Source organism: Bacillus sp. Root920 (assembly GCF_001429445.1).
Taxonomy (GTDB): Bacteria; Bacillota; Bacilli; order Bacillales; family Bacillaceae; genus Bacillus; species Bacillus safensis.
In genome coordinates this window covers 435,939-460,825 of record NZ_LMJV01000001.1, presented here as the reverse complement: position 1 = coordinate 460,825, position 24,887 = coordinate 435,939, and the positions used below count along the sequence as shown (strand labels likewise).

Sequence of the window (24,887 nt, the reverse complement as noted above, 5' to 3'; positions counted from 1 at the left end):
ATTCGACATAAATTTATATTATTGCACACACAATAAATTTCTAGGATTTTGAAAAGTTGAGAGTTGAAGGCAAAGGACAAACAATCAAGAACTTTGTCAAATTTAGGTTTACCACAATAAAAAAGTTTGGTCAAATTTCAATTTAACTTAATGAAATTTTATCTAGGTAAACAATTTCAAAATAGGTATCCCCACATTTAACAAAAACCTTACTTATTTTAACGCAAGTTGACAAGAAAAGAAAGTATCGATCCTCTGACTATGCGGTGTAAGAATTGGCAATCATGATGAATATGTGGAATCCCGCTAAATGACTTCCAGCAAAAAACCGGCTCAGCGCCGGCATTCTGCAGTTATTCTTCTCTCACTAAAATATCAGGGCGTCTATAGATGTCCCCTTCATGCTTAACCTCAATGTATGTCCACTTGCCTGTATAGGTTAAAAAGCGGTTCCCCTCTTTCTCTACGACCATCGTATCCTCTGACTTCAATCCAGGCAATGAAGGGTTCCAAGTAAACACTTGTTGCTGCTGAATTTCTTCCTTCGATGAGGGAACTGCAATGATTTCTCTAGATACAAAGCCCGTTTTTCCCCCTTGATGAAGCTTTTTCCAGCTATCAGGGAAGCCTTCTTTTTCATACTGAGCAATACCTGCTTTCAATACATCTCCCAATGTCTTACCAGGGCGCGTGGCGGCATTCATGACCGTGTCAATTCGGGCAAGCCGCTCTTTGTTCTCTTCAAGCTCCTTTGGAAGCTGACCGAAGTAAACAGACCTTGTGACATTCGCCACGAGTCCATGCCGTTCAGCGCAAAGAACAACAAGCGCATGCTTTTGAAGTTTTTTGTCTGTCGGAATTGGATGACGGTATTGATGAATCCGGTCATCTGTTGCCACAAGCAGTACTTCTATCGTCATTCCATGCGCGATCGCTTTTTGAGCCGCAAGCGAAGCGATTTCGTGCTCCGTCTGTCCTGGAACGATTTCTTTACAGACACTCTCTACAATGACTGCTGTTTCATGACAAAGCGTTTCATATTGGCGGAGCTGTGATGCAGAAAGAATGGATCGGACTTGCGACAAATCCGGCTCGATCCATTCAAATCCATCCATTTGAATGTCTGACCCGATCCGTTTGTCTTTTGTGAGTGTTTGAATGTGTGCCGTATCATCCTCAAACCAATCCATCGTTACCACTTGAAATGGGTGATCGATATAGGCCATCTCTTCTTCAATGATCCGCTTTTCTTCCATTTGATTCACAATGAGGACGATGTCGTCTTTTAACACAAGCAGCTTGCACACGCCCTCTGGTGTATTTAATACGATGTGATTTCTTCTTCCTCCTGTCAGCCAGGAGAAGTTATTACGCTTTTGAATCAAGACACCGTCGAGCTGTTTTTCTTCCATTAATGTTCTTACTTGTTCAATCATCTAATCACCTGCCTATATGAGTGTATGAATGAAACGTTTAAAAGCTGTTTTCCCTTGCTCAGTTCTTTTAAACACACCCGCCTGTGAGAGAATACGAGAAAAAATCATACCGACTTCTTTTTGTAAAATGGCTTCTGTATTGTCCTCTGTAAAGGTGTTCTCTTCAAGCAGGCGCTTTGCCCATGTTTCGTGTTTCGTGATAGCAGGGCGGGCTTTGATTTCTTCAAGGGGGTTTTTGGATAAGAGCGCTTCTTTTAATTGGCTTAATTCCTCTGCTAATCTACCAGGAAGAACTGCAAGACCCATCACTTCAATTAATCCGATATTCTCTTTTTTAATATGATGGACTTCTTCGTGCGGGTGGAAAATTCCATCCGGGTGCCGCTTGTTTGTACGATTATTGCGCAGCACTAGATCTAATTCATAGTCATCGCCATGGCGGCGTGCAATGGGTGTAATGGTATTATGCGGCGTCTCTCCAGTATGAGCTAGCAGCTCCACTTCTTGATCTGAATACATTTTCCACTTGGTTAAGATAAAGTCTGCGGCGTCTGCAAGCGTCTGCCGGTCGCTGCTTCGAAGCCGAATGACAGACATCGGCCATTTCACAATGCCAGCCCTCACATTCGGAAAGGCATTCAGAGAAAAGACCTCTTCCACCTCCGCTTTCGCCATCGGAAATTCATGCGCACCGCCTTGAAAATGGTCATGACTTAATATACTGCCCCCGACAATCGGAAGGTCGGCGTTCGATCCGATGAAATAGTGCGGGTATATATATATGAAAGAAAGCAGTCGTTCAAAGGTCTTTTTGGTGATGCTCATCGGCTCATGTTCGCCTTTGAACACAATGCAGTGCTCGTTGTAATACACATAAGGTGAAAATTGTAGAAACCAAGATTCATCTGTGAGTGTCACAGGAATAATCCGGTGATTCTGTCTCGCTGGATGGTTGATCCGCCCCCCAAACCCAACATTTTCTTTACAAAGGAGACAAAGAGGATATTGCTTTTGACTAAGCTTTTTGGCTTCAGCGATTGCTTTTGGGTCCTTTTCCGGCTTTGATAGATTAATTGTGATCTCCAGCACGCCATCATCTGTTGGTGTAAACCACTGCACATTTTTGGCGATTCTCCCTGTATGAATATAGTGTGCGTGCTGCTGCATTTCATAGAACCAGCTTGTAGCCGCCTCTGGCCCTTCATGCTGGCGTTTCTCTTCAAACTTTGCGTAGATGACACTTGGAGGCGCCACCAAGCATCCCATGATTTTCGCATCTAGTAAATCGCGATACGTATCCGTCCCCTCAGGGATAAGGCCAGTCTCAACTGCCCAATCCAGCATCGGCATTAAGATGTCTTCAAGCTCCGCCTCCCCTGAGACTGTTCTTGGCTCAGCTTCATCCAGCCCAAGCACCTCTAGCAGCCGATTTCTCGTATAATCGATATCTAGTCGTGTGATCAGCTCATGATTGATCCCGTATTGAATCAGCTGTTCCAGTTTTTCAAAAATATCAACCGCCATTCTCTCTGTCCCCTCTCTTGCCTGCCTGTTATGCGTTATTTACTCTGGTAGCCGTCTGGATGCTTCTGAAACCAATCCCACGCACTTTGAATGATGGTGTGAAGGTCAGCATATTGAGGTGTCCACCCTAATTCTTGCAGCGCTTTTTCAGAAGAAGCTATCAGCTTTGCTGGATCCCCCGCACGTCTGTCAGCCACCTGTGCTGGGATCGCATGCCCCGTGACGTTTCTAACAGCATCTACTACCTGCTTCACGGAGAAACCAGTGCCATTCCCTAAGTTATATGTTGCACTTTCTTTTCCAGCGCGCAGACGATCAACAGCTAAGATGTGCGCGTCTACTAAATCCATGACATGAATGTAATCCCTAATACACGTGCCATCCTCTGTCTCATAATCATCACCGTAAATCATGATCTGATCTCGTTTTCCTAAAGCCACTTGCAGAATAATCGGAATGAGATGTGTCTCAGGCTGATGATCCTCTCCGACAAGTCCTTCTGTATGAGCGCCAGCTACATTAAAGTAGCGAAGCACAACGTATTTCACTCCATATGCCTGCTCAGACCACTTCAGCATTTTTTCAATGGCTAGTTTTGTTTCTCCATAAGGATTGGTTGGATTCGTCTCATCCGTTTCAACGATCGGCACTCGCTTTGGTTCACCATATGTGGCAGCGGTTGAAGAGAAAACGATGTGTTTCACATCAAATTCATTCATCACCTGAAGTAAGGCTGTCGCTCCTCCAACGTTGTTGTCATAGTACTTTAGCGGGTCTGTTACACTCTCGCCGACAAGTGAATCTGCAGCAAAGTGCATCACCGCTTCTATTTGATGTGTTTTGAAAACCTGTCTTAAAAAATCTTGATCTCGTAAATCTCCCTCTTCTAAAACAGCTCCCTCCAAAACAGCTTCTTTGTGGCCTGTCTGCAAATTATCCACTACCACCACTTGTTCACCTTTCGCTAAAAGAGCAGCTACCGCATGGCTGCCAATGTACCCTGCTCCCCCGCACACTAAAATTGTCATTACACTTCCTCCTTCGTGAGTTCTCTTGCGCCGCCTCCAATTCCAGCTGTGTAAAAAGAGGCTTGAATGCCTGTCTTCTCTTGATAAATCGCACCCGTTTCTTTTATAAATGATGCCATCTGCTTTTCTTTCACAATACTGATCGTGCAGCCGCCAAAACCCGCGCCTGTCATACGAGAGCCAATCGTTCCAGGATGGAGCCAAGCGGCTTCTGCAAGTGTATCTAGTTCAAATCCAGTCACTTCATAATCATTCTTTAAAGAAAGATGAGATGCCTTCATGAGGGCGCCTAGCTTTTCAATTTTATCATCTTTCAAAAAATTTATCGCTCTCATCGTCCGCTCGTTTTCTGTCACTACGTGTCTTGCACGTTTGCGGCATGTTTCATCCTGAATCAAATGGGCATGTTCGGCAAATTCATCTGCCGTGAGCTCACATAAGTGGGCAAGATCGATTTCTTTTCGTAAATCGTTTAAAGCTGATTGACACTCTGACCGGCGTTCATTGTATTTGGAGTCTGCCAGTGTCCGCTTTTTGTTTGTATTGGCAATGACAAGCGCCAGTCCCTCTTGCCGAAACGGACTGTATTGAAAATCAAGGGTATCGCAATTGAGCAAAATGGCGTGATCTTCTTTTCCAAGAGCAATTGAAAACTGATCCATGATGCCGCAATTGACGCCAATGAATTCATTTTCTGCACGCTGCGAAAGGAGGGCAAGACGGGCATTTGAAACGCCGAATGAATGCCATTCATTGATGAAGACGGCGGTGACAAGCTCAATCGAGGCAGAGGAAGACAGGCCTGCGCCATTGGGAATATTGCCGCCGTATACAATGTCAAAGCCTTCTTCTATCTTCATCCCTGCTTCGATAAACTGATGGAACACACCCTTCGGATAATTCGCCCAGCCATCCGATTCTAAGTAAGCGATTTCAAAAAGGTCGAATTCTTTCACACCATCGCCATCAAAGTTCAAGGAATACATTCTCACGCGGCCATCTGTCCGCTTTGCACATGCTGCATATGTACCGAGAGTGAGCGCACAAGGGAATACATGACCTCCATTGTAATCTGTATGTTCACCAATCAAGTTCACTCTTCCCGGGGCAAAAAAATAGCGAAGTTCTTCTTCTCTATCCCCAAATTGCTGGTGAAATGCCGTGCGTAACATATCGATCATATCCATTCCCCTTTTCTCTTCTTATACTCTTATTTTAGTTGCCTGAAATGCGTATGTTCAATGGTAAAAAAATCGTTAAAAAATACCCTTTTTTTGCTGTGAATGGTACGATGTGATATGAGGTGTACCATGATTCAAAATAGAAAATGGTTGTTTTTTGCTGTGAAGGAGGTTTTCCAATTTGAAGAAGGAAGCATTTGCATTTCGTTTTCACCATTCTGATGTTACATTGCCGGCACAAATATGGTCTGTTGGCTGGGAGGTTCAATCATCTTCGTTATACAGCTGGAATGGCGTGGAGCGGAAGGATCAGGGCAAGTGCATCTTTCAGCTCACACTGTCTGGACATGGCATGATTGAAATCGGCCAGAAGCGGTTTAAAGTCTTGCCGGGGCAGGCCTTTCTTGTGAAAAGTCCAAGTGCCTATCAATATTATTTTCCAGAAGACAGTGAGCATTGGGAATTTCTCTATTTGACGCTTTATGGGGAAGCCTGTGATCTTTGCTTTGACCAATTTATAGATCAAGGAAAGCAGGTCATGCGTTTTCATCCTCATTCCAAACCGATCCGCCTGCTGAAGAAAATTTATGATGAAGCCAGTGAAAGACGGATTACCAATCCATTTGAGGGGTCTAGCCTTGCTTATCAATTTGTCATGGAACTGTATTCATATTTGCCAAAGCTTGAGGGACAAATGGAGAAATGGCCTGAGCCCATCGTCCAAGCGGCCTTGTTTGCCAGCCATCATTTTCACGAGGAAATTGGCCCAGACGATATGGCAGCTGCGGCACGTTTATCCAAAAGTCATTTTACGAGAGAATTCAAAAAGGCCACTGGCTTCACACCTATTCACTACTTAACCAATATCCGGTTAGAAAAGGCGGAAACATTACTAAAAACAACGAAATACTCAATTGAAGAAATCGCCATACAGTGCGGCTACCGAAATGCGAATTACTTGAATAAAGTCTTTCGAAAGAAAATCGGCATGTCTCCAAAGCAACTGCGGGAAACAAGCGATGCATAATAAAAAGCAGCCGCTGCATATTGGCTGCTTCTTTTACGCTTTTGACAGGTCAACATGAATTCTCCCTTGTCTTAAAACAATGGTCATTTGCGTATCAGGGGTCATTAAATTTTCTAAAATGTCCGTTGCCGTTTGAAGCGCAATGTCCATTCGGTTGACCTTTTCCTGTTCTTGTTCCGAAAACGCTTCTGGATGTGCGGTCATTTCTTTGACTAGCCTCAGCACTTGTTCATGCTGCTTTTCTGTTTGTTGATATATGGCATCATATAAGTCGTCTGGCCTGCTGCTCATTTCACATCACCTATCTTTTTTTATGTGTTAAATCGCATCTTCTTTTGTTTTCTTGAAGACGAACCACTTACTGGCGACATAATTGACCACCACAATCACAAAGTTGACGAGAATTTTTGCGACGGTTTCATTGAGCGCCATTTGGCTCACAAATAAAATCATCAGCCCCAGATCTACACCTAGAGACATGAGACGGACACTAAAAAATGAAGAAAGCTCACGCATGAGGCTTTTTGTGTCACGAGCCTTTTGCTTGAAGACATACTTCTTATTGGTGATATAAGCAAAGAGAACAGCAAATACCCATGAAACAACCGTAGCTGTTTTGTAATCCATGGAAAACATCTCAACGAATAAATAGAAGCTGACGATATTGACAATGGTTGTACACACACCCATAACAAGATACATGACAACTTCTTGATACTTTTGAAAAAGGCTATACATGTCTTTCTTCATTCCTTCTTGGTGGTTTCTGTTTCTTTTAGAATACCATCTTGAGAAGAACTTCCCAAACGAACAATATGTATGTCCTGCAAAGATGAAATTTGTTCTACTCGATGGCAAATGTCAAAGCAATTGGTTTATATGAGTCAAATGTTTTAGGTCTTTATCATTATTTTAATTTATAATCTTTCAACTGACTTTACAATTGTTTATTATTAGAAATAAGATTTCAATATTTATGGGTTTTTTAGTCATTTTTTTAGGGACGTGGTAGGTGATAGATTTTACAAAATAGGTTAAATGTCATCATTTTTCGACAAAAATTTATTTTGCGCTGTTTTCAACCACACGTACAGTTACTAGACGGTTTGTTCAAGTCATTGGTTGCAGTGAATATGTCTTATTGAACTGGAGGATATTATGGATACGCAAGTGAAAAGAAGAGTTGACGAAGAGTGGGTTTATTTGATTCAGGAAGCGAAAAAAATTGGACTAGGCATCGAAGAAATACAAGCTTTTTTAACATCCAACGGTGATCAGAAGATGATAAACAAACCGTAAATCAACGCCGTTATCCTTTGTCTTTCAGACTGCTTTGGCTATAAGTTCTGACCTGTCAATTGACCTTTTGAAAATCCTTTCATGACGATACGCTACAATAATTGAACACCTCTCCATACCAATCCCTTCACTCAATGGGGTTCTGTCTTTCTATATTAGGAGGACAGTCCATTTCCTGTTCTTTATATGATCCCTTTTTAGCCGCCATTCATGAAAATTGTCCTTCTCTCGTTATAAAACCAAGCTGCTCTCCCATATATTAAGCATGAAAACAACGAGAAAGAGAAAGGTGGGTAGAGCGTGAGTTCAGATTCCCTTTCGTATTATCACCAAAAAAAGGATCAGTATTATCATGGGGTAAACCCGGTCATCGTCAGCCGTATTCGCGCGGAATGGACGTCTTTATTGGATATCGGATGCGGCACAGGCAAGCTTGGAAAAGTCCTGAAACAAAAGGGCCGGACCATTTATGGCATTGAGTCATTTGAAGATGCAGCAAAAGAGGCTAAGCAAGAGCTGGATCATGTTCTCTGCGGAAATATTGAACAGATGGCTCTCCCTTATCAACATGAACAATTTGACTGCATTATTTTCGGAGACGTCCTCGAGCATTTATTGGACCCTTGGGCCGTTTTAAAAAAGGTGAAACCCTTCCTTAAAAAAGAGGGTGCCATCCTGTCATCTATTCCAAATATCGGCCACATTTCAACGGTTTTAGAATTACTGGCCGGCAGATTTACTTATACAGATGCAGGGTTAATGGATCAAACACATTTACGTTTCTTCACCCTTCACGAAATACATGCACTCTTTCATTCAGCGGGTTTTCGCATTCGCGAATTCGAGGCCATTCGCGTACAGCATCCTTCCTATGCAAGCGTGTTGAATGATCTACATGAATTACTCATGAAACACGGCATTCGTTCTGATTTTCACGAGTCTGCTACAGCCTATCAATATGTGGTCGAGGCGGTTCCATTTCATGAGTAATCCGACGATTCTGTTTGTTTTATGTGTGAATGATGAATCGATGTTTCAAGCTTGCTTCCGGCAGCTGGCTTCACTTCCGGCTCCTCATGGATACCATGTGGAGGTCTTACCAATCAGACATGCATCAAGTATGACCTCTGCATACAATGAAGCCATCACTCATCCAGCTCAGTTTAAAATTTATCTTCATCAGGATACCTTGATTGTTAAACAGCATATGCTGCTTGAAATCATCCCACTTTTTTTACAAAATCCATCACTTGGCATGGTTGGCGTGATTGGAGCAGAAAACGTGCCTGACAATGGAATTTGGTGGGAGAGTTCTGATTGCAGGGGAAAAGTCATTGAATATCGTCACGACACCTATCAGCTGCTTTCGTTTGAAAGAGACCGTCAGCAGCCCGAAGCGCAAGATTATATCAAAGCTGCGGCCATTGATGGTCTATTCATGGCAACACAATACGATGTGAGGTGGCGTGAGGACCTCTTTGACGGCTTTCATTTTTATGATGTCTCGCAGTCCTTTGAATTCACTCAGAAGGGCTATGAAGTTGGGATTGCAAATCAAGAAGAGCCTTGGTGTATTCATAAATGCGGAGATCATTTTGACGCAGAAGCGTATGAAAAAGCGAGACAAACATTTCTTGCAAATTATCGATAGAAAGCACCCTTTTCGGGTGCCTTTTTTATGATATACTGTCATAAACAGCCAGATCGTCTCATATGCATTGGAGTACCTTGTCCCTAATTCGTACAAAGGAGGAAACAATGGCAGACAAAAAAGTTCATTATAAGAAGGTTGCCGCTTCAGAGGATTTTCGAAAACTTCTTGAGGAAAAACGCAGATTTATCGTACCGATGACGATTTTCTTTTTTCTCTTTTACTTTTCACTTCCGGTTGCTACATCCTACTTCACCTTTTTGAACACGCCGGCAATTGGCGCGATCTCATGGGCTTGGTTATTCGCCCTCACACAATTTGTCATGACCTGGGTTTTATGTGGACTTTATGCGAAAAAAGCAGCTAAGTTCGACAATTATGTAAGCGCTTTAAAAACTGAATCAAGAGGTGATGACGAATGAGCATGACCGCTTTTATTTTGTTCGTAGCGATCGTAGGACTCACATTGGTCATCACATATTTTGCTGCGAAAAAAACAAGCAATGCGAGTGATTTTTACACAGCAGGCGGAGGTCTGACTGGGTTTCAAAACGGCCTTGCCATTGCTGGAGACTATATGTCTGCTGCATCATTTTTAGGGATTGCTGGAATGATCGCGTTAAACGGATTTGACGGCTTTTTCTATAGCATTGGTTTTCTAGTAGCATATCTTGTCGTTCTTTACGTTGTGGCTGAACCGCTTCGAAATCTGGGGAAATATACGATGGCCGATATGATCGCTGCACGATTTAAGCGCCCTGCTATTCGAGGGGTTGCCGCCTTTAATACCATTACAGTTTCCACTTTTTATATGATTGCACAGCTCGTTGGAGCAGGTGCATTAATCAAGCTGCTTCTTGGCATTGATTACTGGATCGCTGTGCTGATCGTAGGTGTCCTGATGACCATTTATGTCGTGTTTGGTGGCATGATTGCGACCAGCTGGGTACAGATCACAAAGGCTGTGCTTCTCATGCTTGGGACATTAATTATTTCTCTGCTTGTGTTTGCAAAATTTGATTTTAGCCTGCTGAAGATGTTTGAACAGATGAAAACTGCAACCCCGCTTGGTGAATCGTTTCTTCACCCGGGAAATAAATATGATGTGCCTTTAGAAACCCTGTCTCTTAACCTCGCCTTAGTGCTTGGGACAGCAGGTTTGCCGCACATTTTGATCCGTTTTTATACGGTAAAGGATGCGATTTCTGCGCGAAAATCGGTTCTTTCTGCTACTTGGATCATCGGGATTTTTTATTTAATGACGGTTTTCCTTGGCTTCGGTGCTGCTGCCTTTGTGGGAACAGAAGCGATCACGGCAGCAGATGCAGCAGGGAATATGGCCGCTCCACTGCTCGCCCAAGCTCTTGGAGGAGATTTGTTATTTGCCTTTGTTTCCGCTATTGCCTTTGCGACTATTTTGGCGGTGGTAACTGGTCTCGTCCTATCCGCCGCGTCTGCCTTTGCGCATGATTTTTATAGTCAGATTATCCGCAAAGGAAAAGCGAGTGAACGGGAGCAGGTGAAGGCGGCGCGCTTTGCTTCAATCGGCGTGGCGATCCTCTCTATCATTCTTGCATTATTTGCCCAGTCCTTAAACGTCGCTTTTCTTGTGTCTCTTGCCTTCGCAGTGGCGGCAAGTGCGAACTTACCTTTGATTATCTTCACTGTTTTTTGGAAACGATTTAACTCTACGGGTGCCATCGCAGGAAGCTTAACAGGCCTTCTGAGCGCACTGATCATTGTCTCGCTCAGCCCAAGCGTCTGGGACCCGTCAGGAGCAGCCATCTTCACAGGAGAGCCGCTCATCCCGCTGTCGAACCCTGGGATTATCTCGATTCCACTCGGATTCCTTGCCGCCTACTTAGGCACGATATTCTCTTCTGAAAAAGCAGATGAAGACACCTTTACGGAAATTCAAGTAAAGGCACATACAGGCATGCATATGGATACTGATTCATAAGGAAAAGCCGGCTGCTCAGCCGGCTGTATTTGTGATCTTCTGTTCAAGTCTCAGTAAGGTATAAATTGGCTTTTTAATTTATTTTTATACTTCTCTAATCTGGCCATCCTTCTAAACGTGATTAGAGAGCAGCATGTAATAATGATTAACAGAATTTCATGAACTTCCCCTCTGTTATCCACCACACTCTTCATTCCTATCCCTCCCCGTAATGAATCTATTTATAGTTATGTATCCCCTGCAAGATGTCATTCCTATGTTATCATGTTATACACATACTGGAAATTATTTAAAACGACATGAAAGAAGTGGGATGACATATGCAAAGGATTTATTCTGCAAAATTATTATTTGAATCCATCTCAACGCCAAGCAGTATACCTGATAAAATCTTTGAAGAACGAATTGTCTTGGTAAAAGCTAAAAACCGCCGTAAAGTGAAGGAAAAAGTCGAACAAGGCTTTCCAGACGAAACCTATGATAATGCATTTTTGATAAAGAAACATCTGCTCAAGAAGCCATTGAAGCATATTCTATAGATAAATAAAAAAGCCGGCTGCTCAGCCGGCTTTTTAATAGCGCTGGAATAACTCTGGGTTTTTCGGAACGTTTTCTAAATAAACGATCTTCCCTTGGTCGTCCAGCTCTGCGATATCAATTCCTTCTGCTGTATAGACACGGCCATCCGAAAGCTTTCCGCAAACGGCCCAGTTTGTTTCATACTTTCCATCTTCTCTTTTCATCCACCCATCCCACATATGCTTAATGTCATCATGTACGTGGAAAAATGTGTTCAAAAACTGGGTGAACGCTTGGATTCCAGGCTTTTGGGCGCCATTTAAGACAATCATGACATCGTCAGAAAACAATGCCAGCAATTCATCCAGTTGCTCCTTCCCTTTTCCTGCTTCATCATACCGGCGAAAATACGTATCGAGCACTTCCATGTTCATTCTCCTTTATTTACCTGTCATTTCGAAAATAATCGAACTAATGTGATTGTACACAATTGTTTCTCTCCTGTCTATTTTTCCAGACATAAGAAAAGACATGAATTGATCCAATCCATGTCTCCAATCAGGTTAAAGGGATGCTTTTTCTGCTACAACAAGTGATTTCAGCTCTTCTGCTGCTTTTTTTGGATCGGCGCTCTGGCTAATAGCACTAATGATGCTTATACCGTCTGCCCCAGCTTGTATCACTGGTGCAGCGTTATCGTATGTGATCCCTCCGATACCCACAATCGGAATCTGAAGGCCATGACGCCGGACTTCAGTGATCAAAGACACACCCTGGACACTGCGTGTATCTTTTTTCGTTTCTGTTGGATAGACTGGGCCCATACCGACATAATCTGCTCCGTCCTTCATGGCTTGTTTTACTTCGTCTAGGTTATGCGTCGACACGCCTAATATTTTATTCCCGATCCTTTCTCTGACGTCTTTTGCATTTGTGTCTTCCTGTCCAACATGAACGCCATCTGCATCAAGATCAATCGCTAGCTGTACATCATCATTCACAATAAAAGGAACATTTGCTTCTTGGCAAAGCGCTTGAATTTGACGAGCCAATTGTTTCTTCTCTTCACCTTGCAAGGCTTTTTCACCCTTTTCACGAAATTGAAACATGGTGATTCCGCCTTGAATGGCCTCTTTCACAACATTAAGCGGCTGCCTCGTTGTATTCGCTGTGCCCATAATAAAATAAACCGATAATTGCTGTTTGATTTGCTGTTGATCAGCCTTTGTCATGTGAAACTCCCCCTATTTTCCCTAACGTCAGCACTTCATCTCCGGTTGTGTGTGATAGTGCGTTTAACAATTCAATTTGAAAAGTTCCCGGTCCTTTATCCTTTGCGCTCAGAGCTGCCCTTTCAGCGGCGACACCATAAAACAACAATGCAGCGGCCGACGCATGAAGCGGCTGTTCACCTGCTGCACAAAATGCCCCGATGACAGACGTCAGCAAACAGCCGGTTCCCGTCACCTTGGTGAGCCATTCATGTCCATTATGAATGGACAGTACCTCATCTCCATCTGACACCACATCGACTTTCCCTGTGATTACCACTATTGTCTGAAGTGCAATGGACGCTTGTTTGGCTAATGCCGATACATCTCCATTCGCCGCTTTCGCATCAACGCCTTTTGACTCCCAGCCATTCACTCCAAGTAAATGAGCCACTTCAGCAGCATTTCCTCTGACAACGGTCATTTTCACTTTCTTTAACAGCTGTTTAGCGGCATTCGCTCGAAACGTTGTCGCACCGACGCCGACAGGATCTAACAAAACAGGTACACCTTTTTCATTGGCGGCTTGTCCAGCGAGTATCATAGCTTCCACCGTCTCTCTTGTCAGTGTGCCAATATTAAGCACAAGTGCATCCGCTAATTGCGCCATTTCAGCCACTTCTTCTTTGGCGTTTGCCATGACTGGCGAAGCACCTAAAGCAAGCAGTCCATTCGCTGTAAAATTCGTCACGACTTGATTGGTGATATTATGAACGAGTGGATTTTTTTCTCGAACCTTCTCCAATAAATGAGACGCGCAGCTTGTTTTCATCCGTATCGTCCTCCCTTTTACTCTGCATCCCACACATAGGATTTCGTATGCTTTAACCATTCTCTTGCCGCAAACGACAAATAGCGGTCTTTACGCCAAATGACACCTAAATGCCACGGGATCGACGGGTTTAGGGAAATGACCTTTACCTTTTCAGGATCAAGATCACGGCAGATTCGTTCTGGCAGGAGTCCAATCCCTAAGTTTTCAGCTACCATTTCACTAATGAAATCCCACTGAGACGTTTCATAAATGACATTTGGCCGGAATCCCGCATTCATACATTCATTCAAAATCCGGCTGTGCAGAACAAAATCTTCTCTAAAGAAAATAAAAGACTCTTCCCTTAAATCAGCTAAATGTACCTCCTCACGACCAGCCATCGGATGGGATGGATGCGTCACGAGCTTCATGTTCTCTTTAATAATGGTGTACGTATGAAAAATTTTATCATTTGCAGGCAGAACAATGACACCAATATCAAGCGACCCATCCTCGACCCCTTCCTCTACTTTAATGGAGCCGTGCTCAACCAATTGAAATGTGACATCTGGATATTGCTGGCGGAATTCCCCCATGACATTCGGGAAGAAACTTGACCCAATCATCGGCGGCAGTCCGATTCGAATATGCCCTTTTTTCACATTCATTAAATCATTTAATTCGTTCGTTAAATTCTGAAATGACTGTGCGATTTCACTCGCTTGTGTATACATGGTTTGGCCAGCATCTGTCATTTCAACCTGCCGGCCATTGCGGTAAAATAACTGCACCCCCAGCTCATCCTCCAGGTTTTTGACCATCTTGGAAATGGTCGGCTGCGATACGTAAAGGGACTGCGATGCTTTCGTGAAGCTCTTTAACCTTGCCACTTCTAAGAAATATGTTAAATGTCTGATGTCCACCTGATTCATCCTTCCTATAGACAAAAGGAATAATTACTATTCGATATATGTATTTTACCTATAACTGAACGTGCTGTACACTTTAAAGTAAGCTCATCACTTGGAACGTTGTCATGTTTTTGTGAAATAGTGAACAATTTATATAGAAAAAGGAGTGAACAGAAAATGAAATTGCTCAAAAAGCCGCTGATTGCTGCCCTTCAGATTATGGCCTTGTTTATTTTTGCGAAATTCATGAATGTGCTGGCGGCCTTTTTGCATTTAAGAATTCCGGGCACGATCTTAGGCATTCTTGTCATTTTCTTATTACTTCATTTTAAGATCATTCAATTAAAATGGATAGAACTTGGCGCCGTATGGCTGCTCGGAGAACTGCTGCTTTTCTTTATTCCATCAGCAGTTGGTGTCATTGATTATGGAAAACTGCTTTCTCAATCTGGCACAAGTATTGTCCTTGTCGTCTTAATTAGTACGTTTGTGGTCATGCTCTCAACTGGTATCATGACGCAAATGATTGCGAAACGAAAGGAGCGGAAAAAACTATGTTAGTTGGCGGACTATTTCTGATTTTAACAGTTCTTTTATATCTCGGATCAAAAGCGGTGTACAAACGGCATCCGAAGGTCTATGTCTCCCCATTACTTGTGACTCCGCTTGTCCTTGTCGTCTTGCTGTTAATCGTCAACATTCCTTACGATACTTATAATCAAGGCGGGAAATGGCTCACGAATATGCTGCAGCCTGCGACTGTTGCTTTTGCCATTCCTTTATATAAGTATTTTCATATTCTGAAGAAGCATGCAGTAGAAATTATTTTGAATGTGGCTTGCGGCTCTGTCATTGCGATCTTATCAACGGCATTTATCGCCAAGTTGTTTCATCTGGACACAGGCCTTATTGAGAGCCTTGTCCCAAGATCGGTTACAACACCTGTAGCAATGAGTGTGTCAGAAATGATCGGCGGCCTGCCGTCCGTTACGGCCGTGTTTGTCATTTTAACCGCACTGTTTGGATCGATTATCGGTCCAATGGTGATCCGTTACTTCCGCATCGATAATGACATTGCCATGGGCGTCCTGCTTGGAACAGGTGCACACGGTGCAGGAACATCGAAGGCCTTTGAAATGAGCTCCGTCTCAGGGACGATCTCAAGTGTATCGATGATTATTTCAGCCATTATTACATTATGTGCAGCGCCTATCCTTATGTCGTTTGCCTTATAGAAAAAAGCCATTCCTTTTCGGAAATGGCTTTTTCTTATGCTTGTATGAAGACAACCTTTAAATAGTTTCCTTCGGGATAATTCTTCGTTGTACGGAAATCCTCAGGAAGTGTATATTCTTCAAGTATCCGATAGGTTTGCCCTGATTCTTTAAAAGCCTGTGCAATAAACCCTTTAAATTTCTTCATGCCAAATGCACTGCTATTCGTTGATGCCACAATGACGCCGTTCTCAGCTGTAATTTGGATGGCTTCTTTTAATAGCTTCTTATAATCCTTCGCCGCACTGAATGTGTGCTTTTTCGTTCGTGCAAAGGAAGGCGGGTCTAAGATGACGAGATCATAGGTCCAGCCTTTTTTCGCTGCAAACGGAAAATATTTAAAGACATCCATGACTTTGATATCCTGCCCGTCCACATCAATACCATTTACTTCAAACTGCTCAGATGTTTTTTTCAAGCTGCGGTTTGCAACATCCACACTTGTCGTACGGCTCGCTCCGCCAAGCGCAGCTGCTACTGAGAAAGCGCCTGTGTAAGAAAACGTATTGAGCACAGTCTTTCCTTTTGCATAACGGTCTCGGATCGCTTTTCTCACATGACGCTGATCAAGGAAAATACCCGTCATCGCGCCATCATTTAAGTAAACCGCCACGTTCATGCCGTTTTCTTTCACGATGAGAGGAAATTCACCTTTCTCTCCCTTCACAAAATCATCATCTTCTATGTACTGTCCAGACGTATCAAATCGTTTCTTTTCATAAATGCCTTTATAGTCTGGATATACGTGCTCAAGTGCAGCCAATACATCTTCCTTTAATGTATAGACTCCTTCGCTATACCATTGGATGAGGTAGAATCCGTCATAATGATCAATTGTGACGCCGCCAATTCCATCACCCTCTCCGTTGAAGACACGGAAAGCAGTCGTCTGAGCATCACGAAATAAATGCGTTCTGCTTTTCGCTGCCTGCTCAAGCCTAGAGACAAAGAAAGCTTGATCTATTTTTTCGTTCGCATCAAAGGTTAGTACCCAGCCGATTCCTTTATTTTGTACACCATAATACCCTTTTCCTAAAAAAGCGCCCCGCTCATCTACCCATTCAATGAGCTCGCCTTCCCGTACACCGTTCACATGCGATACTGCATCTTTGGAAATGAGCGGATATCCTTTTTTCACTTGTTCCGCAAATGTTTGTTTTAATGAGATTTTTTTCATTTGTGTCATCCTTATCCTAAATTGACTCTCTCTATCCTACCATATGAATGTATACGTTACTTCTATTATGATAAGATGAGGAGAAAAATATCAACATGACATAGAGGAGGCACTTCGTTTGACGACATTACGCTTAGATCATACAGGTATTATGGTTTCAAATATTGATCAGTCGATTGATTTTTATGAAAAAGTGGTGGGCATGAAATTAAAGGACCGCATCACTCATACAAATGGAGTGATTGAGCTTGCCTTTCTCGGTTTTAAAGATGAAACCGAAACGGAAATTGAACTCATCCAAGGCTACAGCAGTGACCTGCCATCTGAAGGGAAGGTCCATCATCTCGCTTTCACAACAGACAATATTCATGCTGAATTCAATCGTATTCAAAAGCTGCAAATTGAATTAATTGATGAAGAAATCACGACATTACCAAATGGATATTGCTACTTCTTTTTCAGAGGACCAGACCAAGAATGGATCGAATTCTTCCAGCGCTAATATTTCCTAGGAAATGGGGCCGCTAAATCTCTCCATTTATTCATAAAGAAAAGAGTAAGAGCATATACATGCCCTTACTCTTTTTTATAACACTTTACTAAGAAATGATTTTGTACGCTCATGCTGCGGGTTCCCAAAGAGAGCTTCCGGTTTGTCTTCCTCGACAATATATCCGCCATCCATAAAGATGACACGGTCACCTACTTCTCTTGCAAAGCCCATTTCATGTGTGACCACAATCATTGTCATGCCTTCGACAGCTAATTGTTTCATTACAGCTAATACATCCCCCACAACCTCAGGATCAAGAGCCGATGTCGGCTCATCGAATAATAGTACTTTCGGGTCCATTGCCAAGGCTCTTGCAATGGCGACACGCTGTTTTTGTCCACCAGATAATTGATTAGGAAAGCTTTGAGCTTTGTCTTTTAAGCCGACTTTTTCAAGCAAGTCTAACGCTTTTTCGACTGCTGCCTTCTTCTCGATGCCTTTTACCTTTATCGGTGCAATCGTGATATTTTCTAAAACGGTTTTATGAGGGAATAAATTAAAGTGCTGAAACACCATGCCTACTTCTTGTCGAACTTTATTGATATTCACTTTTGGGTCTGTAATCGTGTGTCCGTGGACAACGACTTCTCCAGCCGTGATATCTTCTAATTTATTGAGGCATCTTAGAAATGTGCTTTTCCCTGATCCAGAAGGACCAATGACACACACTACTTCCTTTTCCTCGATGACTGCGTTAATATCCTTTAACACTTCGTGATCACCAAAAGATTTCTTTAAGTTTTTCACCGTAATCATACTCATTTGATATCAAATCTCCTTTCTGCGTAGCTAGCCAGTAGAGAAAGTAAATAAATGATCACGAAATAAATGACACCGACAATAAGCCAGACATTCAAAGGATCAAATGTAGCCGATGCTTGAACTTGTCCTCGCTGCATAATATCGGCAATCCCGATAATAGATAAGAGAGATGTATCCTTCAAGCTGATGATGGCCTGGTTTGTAATCGCCGGGAGCATCCGGCGGAATGCCTGCGGAAGGACGATAAAGCGCATGTTTTGCCCCCCTGTAAAGCCTAAAGAGCGCGCAGCTTCTGTTTGTCCTTTATCAATAGACTGAATCCCTGCACGAATAATTTCTGAGAAATAAGCCCCTGCATTAATCGCTACTGTAATAATTCCTGCAGGCACTCGATCAAGCGAAATGAATTCAAGTGTATTCAAACCAAAATAAATGAAGAATAGCTGTACGATAAATGGTGTACCTCGAATGGCATTCACAAAAACGAGTGCAATGAAATTTAAGATTTTAAATGGTGACAGACGGAATAATGCCACAATTAACCCGATGATAAACCCTAAAATGATGGCAACAACAAAGATATATAAAGTGGTTTGCAAACCATCCATTAAATACGGAAATGCATTAATAATAGTATCCATGTTTCTCCCTCCCTAATTCACATACGGCTGACACATAAAGAAAGCGCGCTCGGAGCGCGCCTCGCTTGTGTTATGACTTCAAATATTTATCAATAATTTTGTCATATTCACCGTTTTTCTTTAGGTTCTCAAGGCCTTTATTGATCTTCTTCAATAGGTCTTGGTTTTTCCCCTTCATGACAGAGATACCATACTGGTCTCCATTCAAGCGGTCTCCAACTGTTTTCAATTTTAAATCTTGTTGTGCGATCGCATACGTAATGACAGGATAATCCTCAATTAAGGCATCTGCATTTCCGTTTGATACTTCCTGGAACATAGATGGGCTGTCATTAAATTGAACGACTTCATACCCATATTTATCAGCGTTATCAGATGCGAATTTTGCACCAGTTGTCCCGTTTTTAACAGCTAGCTTTTTCCCCTTTAAATCATTAATAGATTTGATGCTGCTGTCCTTTTTCACAACAACTGTCAGTCCAGCGTCGAAGTAAGGATCTGAGAAATCTACTTTCTTCTTACGCTCATCTGTAATACTCATTCCGCCCATTCCAACATCAAGCTGTCCTGCCTGCATCGCTGGAATGATGCCTGAGAAGTCCATGGCTTCAAGCTTCACTTTGAAACCTTGGTCTTTCGCGATTGCATTAATTAAATCAACGTCTATCCCTTCATATTTACCGCCCTTTTCAAATTCAAATGGCGGATAAGTTGTATCTATCCCAATTTTATATGTGCCTTTGCCTTCTCCCGAACCACTGTCCGATTTTGATCCACAGGCTGCCATGACAAGCACAACAATTAGTCCCATGATCAATAACATCGATTTCTTCATAAAACACGACCCCCATTGTCAGTTTTGTCTAAATATTCGCAATAACAATAATACTATACCACGCTAAATCTATAGTGTGTGATATTTTTTATCAATACCAAAGATCCATACAATTCTAGATCAATAGTCTCTTTAAATTTTACTTTTTTGCGAATAACTCATTTTATTCTAAAAGAAGAGTGATTCACAATTATGATGTGAGATAATCTCACAAAAAACGAGTCAGTGCCTTGATAAATGAAGTTTCTCCCTTGCATACGAAAGCAAACTCAACAACTTCCTTCCTCTCTTTATTGATATTGTAATATATTTTTTTCAAAACCCTCTTTTTACCCAAAAATATGTAAGCGTATACAAAAAGAGCGGTGGCCCCCTATTTCTTTCACTACTGGTTGAATTTACATCAAAAAACATGTTTTACAAACTGCACGAGAGAGCTTAAAATATAAGAAGATACTGGAATATGGGAAGTTGATTCAGAAGAACGGTTACTGATAGATGAAGAAAGGAGGATATGAATTGGCAGAAGCAGGTGTTTTGTCGTCCGTTGATGTAGCGAATATGCTCAATGATTGGTATGTCATGATGAAAAAAAGAGAGATACAAGGTGCTATCCAGTTAAAAAAAGACATTCTTCAAGCGTTTGATCGAATGGAAGAAAATCAAGACGTCTTACTTTACTATCAACTGCTAGAGTACCGTTTTAAAGATCTAATAGAAGATACAGCTTCGTTAGATCATAGTCTTTTTGTTGATGAAAATGCCATCCGTACGGATGATATGCTCAGCTATTATTTCTATTTCTTTAAAGGGATGTATGAAATGCGCAGAGGCAATCAGGATACGGCATTTCACCATTTAAAATTGGCCGAGGATAAATTAGATCTCGTGCACGATGACATTGAAAAAGCCGAATTTCATTATAAAACAGGGTGTCTTTACTATAATATTAGATCCACGCTTCTCTCCATTCACCACTTAAAGATGGCTTCATCTATTTACGACGCAGATCCATGTTATGTGAAAAAATCAATCAGCTGTCAAATGATGCTTGCTTTGAATTATGCGGATCAGTCGAAATATGATGAGTCAGAATCGCTGTTCGAAGAAGTCATTCATTCACTAGAACAGATGGATGATCCAGATTTACTTGGACATGCCTATTGCAATGCAGCCTTTATTAAAAGTCTAAGAAATGAATACAGTGAAGCTGTGCCACTCCTAGAAAAGGCTTTAATGATAGAATCATTCGAAACTTCTTCTCCAGGCGGCTATTTACTTGCCATGTACGCCTACACAAAAGCACTATTTAAGCTGAAAAAGCCAGGTTTGTTCCACTATTATGTACAGCTTTCACTTCAAAAAGCAGAAAATTTAAAACAACGAAACATTTCACTTAAATTATCCATTTTAGAAACACTTATGATTCAGCCAGACAACATGATTGAGCAAATCAAGGATTATTGCGATCAATTAGAATCAATGAATTTCCTTGTTGACCTTGAAGCTATTTGTCAGGATGCAGCAGCTTACTTAACGGATCTTGGGCTTCATGAAGAATCCTCTTATTTTAGAAACAAGGCGTTGTCCTTGAAAACTTGTTAAGAAAATGGAGTGATGTATGATGAAGAATTGGCTCATCACAAGTGCGATTTTAACCCTCTTGATAACAGGTGTTTCTGTTGGTACTTCCATTCAAAAAGACAGTCAATCTGCACAATCTCAAGATATTATTCAAAAGAGAGACCGTGGAACCAACCCTTAATATGAAAAAAGCAGCTGTGATCAAAACAGCTGCTTTTTGATGTGCTAATCAATTTCTCGTTTAATATTCTGCATTTTTTCATCTAAGTAATGTGCAATATCTGCGGCTTCCTTCAGTTCATCAGTCAGCTGATGAGGAACATCGTTTTGCAGTTTATAATAGATTTTATGCTCTAGACTCGCCCAAAAATCCATCGCAATGGTCCGCACCTGAATCTCAACCTTCACATGCTCCACACGATTTGTTAAGTAGACAGGTATCTCAACAATTAAATGAAGGCTTCTGTAGCCATTTGGTTTTGGATGTTGAATGTAGTCCTTCACTTCAAGGATCTTTAAATCCTCTCTTTGCCTCAATACATCCATAATGTTATAGATATCTTGAATAAAAGAACAGATGATGCGGACACCTGCAATATCATGGATATGCTCCTTGGCACATTGTGTCGTGATGTCGCATCCTTTTCTTGCTAGTTTATTCACTATGCTTTCAAAGGATTTAATTCGTGATTTTGTATGCTCTATTGGGTTGTGTCCATGGATTAAATTATACTCCTGGCTGATAATTGAAAACTTTGTATCCATTTCATCTAATGCAAATTTATATACTAATAGTTCATTTTTCCAGTCTTCCATGACATTTTTCAAATCTTCTACATGAGTTGCTGACATATTCATTTTCTTTTTGTCATCTCCTTTTGGGAAACGGCAGCTGCACCGCTTTCCGTTTACAAGACGGAGAGAGGACTCGAATGGTTTTAAAAAATACGCAGTTAGCCTCGTTGTTTATAATATGTCAGCGCCAGCGCAAGGGCCAGCACAGAGCCTTTCACAATATCCATTGCATAATAAGGGACAGACATCATCACAAGCCCATTTTGTAAGATACCGATGAGTACAGCTCCGATAAAAGTGCCAAATGCGTTTGGTTTACCTGCTCCCATGACGGAAAAGCCGATAAAAGCAGCTGCTACTCCATCCATTAAATATGGTGCACCCGCATTAATTTCTGCTGTCATGACCCTTGATGCCAGTACGATACCGCCGATCGCTGCAAATAACGCAGAAAGCAGATAGGCCGCAATTTTGTATTTGTTCACATGTATGCCAGACAATCGAGCCGCTTCCTTATTCCCACCGATGATGTACATGAATCGGCCGTGCTTTGTGTAGGTCATGAAAACATGCGCAAATAGTACAATGACAGCCATAATCAGAATGATATATGGCACCTGTCCAATTTTGCTGAAAAAGGCAGGAATCGTTCCCGTTGAGAACGTGCCATCGGGAAGCACCATATTTTCAGAAATAGTCGCCCCTTTCGTATACGTTTGAGCCAGCCCTTGAATGATAAACATCATGGCTAATGTCATGAGCATATCTGGAATTTTCATTTTGACGATCATCCATGCATTTAGCAAACCAACAATGATAGAAGCTGCTAGTGCAGAGAGGATTGCAATCAGTGGGTTTTGCGAGAACCATACGAACATAGAAATGACAATCGCATTAGATAGCGTAGCGACTGATCCAACTGATAAATCAAAGCCGTTTACTGCCAATGAGATGGTTAAGCCCACCGCAATGATGGTCACTATTGAGATAGATCGTAGAATATTGATGATATTTCCTGATTGCAAAAACGCTGGATTCGATGCCGCAAATACCACAATCAACACGACAATGGTTAAGATTGTGCCATATTGATAAAAGAAATCAAACAGATGAAAGGATGGCCGCTGTTTTTTGATTTGCTGCACAGGGGCTGGAATTTGTTGTTCGCTCATGATTGTCCTCCTGTTGAATGATATAAAAGCTCCTCTTCAGTCGTCGGTGCGGTCATTTCCCGGGCAATGCTGCCATCATATAGCACGTATACTCGGTCTGCGATACCTGCAATCTCTGACAGCTCACTCGACGCATAAATGACAGATTTTCCGCGGGCAGCAAGCTCTGCAATCAGAGTAAAAATATCTTTTTTCGCTCCAACGTCTACACCTTTGGTTGGTTCATCAAAGAGATACACATCTGCCTCAGCCAGTAGCCATTTTCCGATGGCAACCTTTTGCTGATTTCCACCAGATAGGTGCTTCACCTTTGCTTCAAGCGACGGCGTTTTGACACCAAGCCGTTTGACGATGTCGCCTGCTTCCCGCTTTTCCTTCGAACGATGTAAGAAGCTGAATATCCGTGAAAATGAGTGAAGACTTGCAGCCGTTAAGTTCCACCCCACGCTCTCTTCGGTCAGAATTCCTTCTTTTCTCCGCTCTTCCGGCACAAGAGCCATTCCAGCTCTCACCGCTTGATGAGGCGATGTGATGCGAATGGTTTGACCATGAAGCTGCACGGTCCCCGTCTTTTTTTCTGAGGCACCGAAAAGGGCTTTGCACAATTCTGTTTTTCCAGCACCGACAAGTCCTGCGATCCCGAGAATTTCTCCTTTTTTGACATAAAAGTGAATGTTGTTTAATTTATGTTGATCGTTTAGCTCTTTCACTTCAAGCACAATAGGTGCATCTTTCAGTGGCCTGCGAGACGGGAATTGCTCCTCTAATGGTGCGCCTAGCATTTCTTCAATGACCTGCTGCGGATTTGTGTCTTTGACAAGGTGAGCTGCGACATCCGTTCCATTTCGCATCACAGTCAGTTCATCACAGATGGTGAAAATTTCAGGCATGCGGTGAGAAATAAACACGATCCCCGTCCCATGCTGTTTCAACCGATCAATCATTGAGAATAATTTGCTTGTTTCTGCATGACTAAGCGGAGCCGTTGGTTCATCTAAGATTAAAATGCTGCATTTAATGGAAACAGCCTTGGCGATGAGCACCATCTGTTTTTCAGCAAGGGTCAGATCGCTGACAAGTCGATTTGTGGAAATGTCGATGTCCATTTCTTTTAATAGCTGAGCCGCCTTGCGATGCAGCTCTTTCCAGCTGACAAATATTTTTTTCTCAATTTCATGCATCATCATATTCTCACCAACAGTTAAATAGGGAACAAGAGCCGTATCCACTTCTTGGTGGACCGTCTGCACACCATATGAGGATGCATCCTTTGGAGTTTGAATGGTTGCCGCCTGGCCATTGATGTGGATGGTTCCGTGGAAGTGGGAATGAGCGCCAGAAAGAACCTTCATTAACGTTGACTTCCCAGCACCATTTGCTCCAATCAGTGCATGGACCGTCCCTTTTTTTAATGTGAAATTCACTTGATCTAACGCTTTGACCCCTGGGAATTCAATTGAAATATTTTTCATACGAACAAGCGGCGCTGTCATAGGTGTCCTCCTTCTCTTGATATCATCTGAAAAACGAAAC

General features: G+C 42.2%; 29 protein-coding genes. 12 read left to right on the top strand and 17 right to left on the bottom strand.

The genetic code is table 11. From position 1 onward, the window contains the following. Positions 1–353: 353 nt before the first annotated feature. Genes ASE42_RS01990 through ASE42_RS01975 form a run of 4 tightly spaced genes read right to left on the bottom strand, consistent with a single transcriptional unit; the run spans position 354 to position 5,169 of the window. Entirely contained in the window at positions 354–1,436 is a 1,083-nt protein-coding gene (locus tag ASE42_RS01990) for a M24 family metallopeptidase (protein ID WP_056765446.1), read from the bottom strand. Positions 1,437–1,448: 12 nt separating this feature from the next. Beyond that, a complete protein-coding gene (gene galT / locus ASE42_RS01985; RefSeq protein WP_056765445.1) occupies positions 1,449–2,960 on the bottom strand; it encodes a UDP-glucose--hexose-1-phosphate uridylyltransferase in 1,512 nt (503 codons plus the stop codon). 35 nt (positions 2,961–2,995) lie between these two features. Continuing rightward, a complete protein-coding gene (gene galE, locus ASE42_RS01980; RefSeq protein WP_056765443.1) occupies positions 2,996–3,988 on the bottom strand; it encodes a UDP-glucose 4-epimerase GalE in 993 nt (330 codons plus the stop codon). Then, positions 3,988–5,169, bottom strand: a complete 1,182-nt coding sequence (locus tag ASE42_RS01975) for a galactokinase (protein WP_056766812.1) — start codon at positions 5,167–5,169, stop codon at positions 3,988–3,990. The genes galE and ASE42_RS01975 overlap by 1 nt, the downstream gene beginning before the upstream one ends. Before the next feature lie 181 nt (positions 5,170–5,350). Here ASE42_RS01975 and ASE42_RS01970 point away from each other — a divergent pair, with 181 nt between their 5' ends. After that, positions 5,351–6,196, top strand: a complete 846-nt coding sequence (locus ASE42_RS01970; protein WP_024423841.1) for an AraC family transcriptional regulator — start codon at positions 5,351–5,353, stop codon at positions 6,194–6,196. Positions 6,197–6,229: 33 nt separating this feature from the next. Here ASE42_RS01970 and ASE42_RS01965 read toward each other — a convergent pair whose 3' ends face one another. Continuing rightward, complete coding sequence (locus tag ASE42_RS01965; protein ID WP_056765442.1) at positions 6,230–6,487, bottom strand: hypothetical protein; 258 nt, start codon at positions 6,485–6,487, stop codon at positions 6,230–6,232. A 27-nt stretch (positions 6,488–6,514) separates the two neighbouring features. Then, a complete protein-coding gene (locus ASE42_RS01960) occupies positions 6,515–6,898 on the bottom strand; it encodes a GtrA family protein (protein WP_012011676.1) in 384 nt (127 codons plus the stop codon). 456 nt (positions 6,899–7,354) lie between these two features. Between ASE42_RS01960 and ASE42_RS01955 the strand changes: the two genes are divergently transcribed. The 6 genes from ASE42_RS01955 to ASE42_RS01930 all read left to right on the top strand — a co-directional run bounded on the left by ASE42_RS01955 (position 7,355) and on the right by ASE42_RS01930 (position 11,645). After that, positions 7,355–7,495 (top strand): anti-repressor SinI family protein, encoded by a 141-nt coding sequence (locus ASE42_RS01955; RefSeq protein ID WP_008345506.1) that lies wholly within the window; start codon positions 7,355–7,357, stop codon positions 7,493–7,495. A 300-nt stretch (positions 7,496–7,795) separates the two neighbouring features. Next, positions 7,796–8,485 (top strand): class I SAM-dependent methyltransferase, encoded by a 690-nt coding sequence (locus ASE42_RS01950; RefSeq protein WP_024426430.1) that lies wholly within the window; start codon positions 7,796–7,798, stop codon positions 8,483–8,485. Next, positions 8,478–9,146, top strand: coding sequence for a glycosyltransferase family protein (locus tag ASE42_RS01945; RefSeq protein WP_056765441.1), 669 nt, complete (start codon positions 8,478–8,480; stop codon positions 9,144–9,146). The genes ASE42_RS01950 and ASE42_RS01945 overlap by 8 nt, the downstream gene beginning before the upstream one ends. A 107-nt stretch (positions 9,147–9,253) precedes the next feature. Then, positions 9,254–9,568, top strand: a complete 315-nt coding sequence (locus ASE42_RS01940) for a DUF485 domain-containing protein (RefSeq protein ID WP_024423845.1) — start codon at positions 9,254–9,256, stop codon at positions 9,566–9,568. Further along, a complete protein-coding gene (locus tag ASE42_RS01935; protein ID WP_024423846.1) occupies positions 9,565–11,106 on the top strand; it encodes a cation acetate symporter in 1,542 nt (513 codons plus the stop codon). Before ASE42_RS01940 ends, ASE42_RS01935 begins: the two co-directional genes overlap by 4 nt. A gap of 320 nt (positions 11,107–11,426) precedes the next feature. Next, positions 11,427–11,645, top strand: coding sequence for a DUF4288 domain-containing protein (locus ASE42_RS01930; RefSeq protein ID WP_056765440.1), 219 nt, complete (start codon positions 11,427–11,429; stop codon positions 11,643–11,645). Between the two features lie 33 nt (positions 11,646–11,678). Here the strand turns inward: ASE42_RS01930 and ASE42_RS01925 are convergent, their stop codons facing one another. The 4 genes from ASE42_RS01925 to cidR form a co-directional block, all read right to left on the bottom strand. After that, a complete protein-coding gene (locus tag ASE42_RS01925; protein WP_025093816.1) occupies positions 11,679–12,053 on the bottom strand; it encodes a nuclear transport factor 2 family protein in 375 nt (124 codons plus the stop codon). A gap of 135 nt (positions 12,054–12,188) precedes the next feature. Further along, positions 12,189–12,857, bottom strand: a complete 669-nt coding sequence (gene thiE, locus ASE42_RS01920) for a thiamine phosphate synthase (RefSeq protein WP_024426434.1) — start codon at positions 12,855–12,857, stop codon at positions 12,189–12,191. Continuing rightward, positions 12,844–13,668 carry a hydroxyethylthiazole kinase gene (gene thiM, locus ASE42_RS01915; protein ID WP_056765437.1) on the bottom strand — a complete coding sequence of 275 codons (825 nt, stop codon included), beginning with the start codon at positions 13,666–13,668 and terminating at the stop codon, positions 12,844–12,846. The genes thiE and thiM overlap by 14 nt, the downstream gene beginning before the upstream one ends. Positions 13,669–13,685: 17 nt before the next feature. Continuing rightward, positions 13,686–14,573 carry a cidABC operon transcriptional activator CidR gene (cidR, locus tag ASE42_RS01910; protein ID WP_024426436.1) on the bottom strand — a complete coding sequence of 296 codons (888 nt, stop codon included), beginning with the start codon at positions 14,571–14,573 and terminating at the stop codon, positions 13,686–13,688. Between the two features lie 165 nt (positions 14,574–14,738). Between cidR and ASE42_RS01905 the strand changes: the two genes are divergently transcribed. Beyond that, on the top strand, positions 14,739–15,122 hold the full coding sequence (locus ASE42_RS01905) for a CidA/LrgA family holin-like protein (protein ID WP_024426437.1): 384 nt from the start codon (positions 14,739–14,741) through the stop codon (positions 15,120–15,122). Further along, positions 15,116–15,796 carry a CidB/LrgB family autolysis modulator gene (locus ASE42_RS01900; RefSeq protein ID WP_056765434.1) on the top strand — a complete coding sequence of 227 codons (681 nt, stop codon included), beginning with the start codon at positions 15,116–15,118 and terminating at the stop codon, positions 15,794–15,796. The genes ASE42_RS01905 and ASE42_RS01900 overlap by 7 nt, the downstream gene beginning before the upstream one ends. A gap of 34 nt (positions 15,797–15,830) precedes the next feature. Here the strand turns inward: ASE42_RS01900 and ASE42_RS01895 are convergent, their stop codons facing one another. Further along, positions 15,831–17,012, bottom strand: coding sequence for a class I SAM-dependent rRNA methyltransferase (locus tag ASE42_RS01895; protein ID WP_056765431.1), 1,182 nt, complete (start codon positions 17,010–17,012; stop codon positions 15,831–15,833). A 118-nt stretch (positions 17,013–17,130) separates the two neighbouring features. On the opposite strand from ASE42_RS01895, the gene ASE42_RS01890 reads away from it, so the two are divergent. Continuing rightward, positions 17,131–17,514 carry a VOC family protein gene (locus tag ASE42_RS01890; protein ID WP_024423854.1) on the top strand — a complete coding sequence of 128 codons (384 nt, stop codon included), beginning with the start codon at positions 17,131–17,133 and terminating at the stop codon, positions 17,512–17,514. Between the two features lie 84 nt (positions 17,515–17,598). Here the strand turns inward: ASE42_RS01890 and ASE42_RS01885 are convergent, their stop codons facing one another. The 3 genes from ASE42_RS01885 to ASE42_RS01875 form a co-directional block, all read right to left on the bottom strand. Beyond that, positions 17,599–18,327, bottom strand: a complete 729-nt coding sequence (locus ASE42_RS01885; protein ID WP_024423855.1) for an amino acid ABC transporter ATP-binding protein — start codon at positions 18,325–18,327, stop codon at positions 17,599–17,601. Next, positions 18,324–18,968 (bottom strand): amino acid ABC transporter permease, encoded by a 645-nt coding sequence (locus tag ASE42_RS01880; protein ID WP_024423856.1) that lies wholly within the window; start codon positions 18,966–18,968, stop codon positions 18,324–18,326. The genes ASE42_RS01885 and ASE42_RS01880 overlap by 4 nt, the downstream gene beginning before the upstream one ends. A gap of 70 nt (positions 18,969–19,038) precedes the next feature. Beyond that, positions 19,039–19,803, bottom strand: a complete 765-nt coding sequence (locus ASE42_RS01875; RefSeq protein WP_024423857.1) for a transporter substrate-binding domain-containing protein — start codon at positions 19,801–19,803, stop codon at positions 19,039–19,041. Between the two features lie 519 nt (positions 19,804–20,322). On the opposite strand from ASE42_RS01875, the gene ASE42_RS01870 reads away from it, so the two are divergent. Together ASE42_RS01870 and ASE42_RS19010 are read left to right on the top strand one after the other, a co-directional pair. Further along, positions 20,323–21,408: a Rap family tetratricopeptide repeat protein gene (locus ASE42_RS01870; RefSeq protein ID WP_056765429.1), complete on the top strand. Its 1,086-nt coding sequence runs from the start codon at positions 20,323–20,325 to the stop codon at positions 21,406–21,408. A gap of 19 nt (positions 21,409–21,427) precedes the next feature. Further along, complete coding sequence (locus tag ASE42_RS19010; RefSeq protein WP_170871298.1) at positions 21,428–21,568, top strand: hypothetical protein; 141 nt, start codon at positions 21,428–21,430, stop codon at positions 21,566–21,568. 44 nt (positions 21,569–21,612) lie between these two features. On the opposite strand, the gene ASE42_RS01865 is transcribed toward ASE42_RS19010, so the two are convergent. The 3 genes from ASE42_RS01865 to ASE42_RS01855 form a co-directional block, all read right to left on the bottom strand. Beyond that, complete coding sequence (locus ASE42_RS01865; protein WP_025093809.1) at positions 21,613–22,245, bottom strand: GTP pyrophosphokinase family protein; 633 nt, start codon at positions 22,243–22,245, stop codon at positions 21,613–21,615. A gap of 95 nt (positions 22,246–22,340) precedes the next feature. Further along, positions 22,341–23,354 (bottom strand): ABC transporter permease, encoded by a 1,014-nt coding sequence (locus ASE42_RS01860; RefSeq protein WP_041108333.1) that lies wholly within the window; start codon positions 23,352–23,354, stop codon positions 22,341–22,343. Further along, the gene (locus ASE42_RS01855; RefSeq protein ID WP_056765426.1) at positions 23,351–24,847 is read right to left on the bottom strand and encodes a sugar ABC transporter ATP-binding protein; all 1,497 of its coding nucleotides are present in this window, start codon (positions 24,845–24,847) and stop codon (positions 23,351–23,353) included. The genes ASE42_RS01860 and ASE42_RS01855 overlap by 4 nt, the downstream gene beginning before the upstream one ends. Positions 24,848–24,887: the final 40 nt, after the last annotated feature.

What these genes read in the sequence shown, in the direction of transcription:
- ASE42_RS01990 (WP_056765446.1), bottom strand. Translation starts at nt 1,436, where the DNA reads ATGATTGAACAAGTAAGAACATTAATGGAAGAAAAACAGCTCGACGGT.
- galT (WP_056765445.1), bottom strand. Translation starts at nt 2,960, where the DNA reads ATGGCGGTTGATATTTTTGAAAAACTGGAACAGCTGATTCAATACGGG.
- galE (WP_056765443.1), bottom strand. Translation starts at nt 3,988, where the DNA reads ATGACAATTTTAGTGTGCGGGGGAGCAGGGTACATTGGCAGCCATGCG.
- ASE42_RS01975 (WP_056766812.1), bottom strand. Translation starts at nt 5,169, where the DNA reads ATGATCGATATGTTACGCACGGCATTTCACCAGCAATTTGGGGATAGA.
- ASE42_RS01965 (WP_056765442.1), bottom strand. Translation starts at nt 6,487, where the DNA reads ATGAGCAGCAGGCCAGACGACTTATATGATGCCATATATCAACAAACA.
- ASE42_RS01960 (WP_012011676.1), bottom strand. Translation starts at nt 6,898, where the DNA reads ATGTATCTTGTTATGGGTGTGTGTACAACCATTGTCAATATCGTCAGC.
- ASE42_RS01955 (WP_008345506.1), top strand. Translation starts at nt 7,355, where the DNA reads ATGGATACGCAAGTGAAAAGAAGAGTTGACGAAGAGTGGGTTTATTTG.
- ASE42_RS01945 (WP_056765441.1), top strand. Translation starts at nt 8,478, where the DNA reads ATGAGTAATCCGACGATTCTGTTTGTTTTATGTGTGAATGATGAATCG.
- ASE42_RS01940 (WP_024423845.1), top strand. Translation starts at nt 9,254, where the DNA reads ATGGCAGACAAAAAAGTTCATTATAAGAAGGTTGCCGCTTCAGAGGAT.
- ASE42_RS01935 (WP_024423846.1), top strand. Translation starts at nt 9,565, where the DNA reads ATGAGCATGACCGCTTTTATTTTGTTCGTAGCGATCGTAGGACTCACA.
- ASE42_RS01930 (WP_056765440.1), top strand. Translation starts at nt 11,427, where the DNA reads ATGCAAAGGATTTATTCTGCAAAATTATTATTTGAATCCATCTCAACG.
- ASE42_RS01925 (WP_025093816.1), bottom strand. Translation starts at nt 12,053, where the DNA reads ATGGAAGTGCTCGATACGTATTTTCGCCGGTATGATGAAGCAGGAAAA.
- thiE (WP_024426434.1), bottom strand. Translation starts at nt 12,857, where the DNA reads ATGACAAAGGCTGATCAACAGCAAATCAAACAGCAATTATCGGTTTAT.
- thiM (WP_056765437.1), bottom strand. Translation starts at nt 13,668, where the DNA reads ATGAAAACAAGCTGCGCGTCTCATTTATTGGAGAAGGTTCGAGAAAAA.
- ASE42_RS01905 (WP_024426437.1), top strand. Translation starts at nt 14,739, where the DNA reads ATGAAATTGCTCAAAAAGCCGCTGATTGCTGCCCTTCAGATTATGGCC.
- ASE42_RS01900 (WP_056765434.1), top strand. Translation starts at nt 15,116, where the DNA reads ATGTTAGTTGGCGGACTATTTCTGATTTTAACAGTTCTTTTATATCTC.
- ASE42_RS01895 (WP_056765431.1), bottom strand. Translation starts at nt 17,012, where the DNA reads ATGAAAAAAATCTCATTAAAACAAACATTTGCGGAACAAGTGAAAAAA.
- ASE42_RS01885 (WP_024423855.1), bottom strand. Translation starts at nt 18,327, where the DNA reads ATGAGTATGATTACGGTGAAAAACTTAAAGAAATCTTTTGGTGATCAC.
- ASE42_RS01880 (WP_024423856.1), bottom strand. Translation starts at nt 18,968, where the DNA reads ATGGATACTATTATTAATGCATTTCCGTATTTAATGGATGGTTTGCAA.
- ASE42_RS01875 (WP_024423857.1), bottom strand. Translation starts at nt 19,803, where the DNA reads ATGAAGAAATCGATGTTATTGATCATGGGACTAATTGTTGTGCTTGTC.
- ASE42_RS19010 (WP_170871298.1), top strand. Translation starts at nt 21,428, where the DNA reads ATGAAGAATTGGCTCATCACAAGTGCGATTTTAACCCTCTTGATAACA.
- ASE42_RS01865 (WP_025093809.1), bottom strand. Translation starts at nt 22,245, where the DNA reads ATGAATATGTCAGCAACTCATGTAGAAGATTTGAAAAATGTCATGGAA.
- ASE42_RS01860 (WP_041108333.1), bottom strand. Translation starts at nt 23,354, where the DNA reads ATGAGCGAACAACAAATTCCAGCCCCTGTGCAGCAAATCAAAAAACAG.
- ASE42_RS01855 (WP_056765426.1), bottom strand. Translation starts at nt 24,847, where the DNA reads ATGACAGCGCCGCTTGTTCGTATGAAAAATATTTCAATTGAATTCCCA.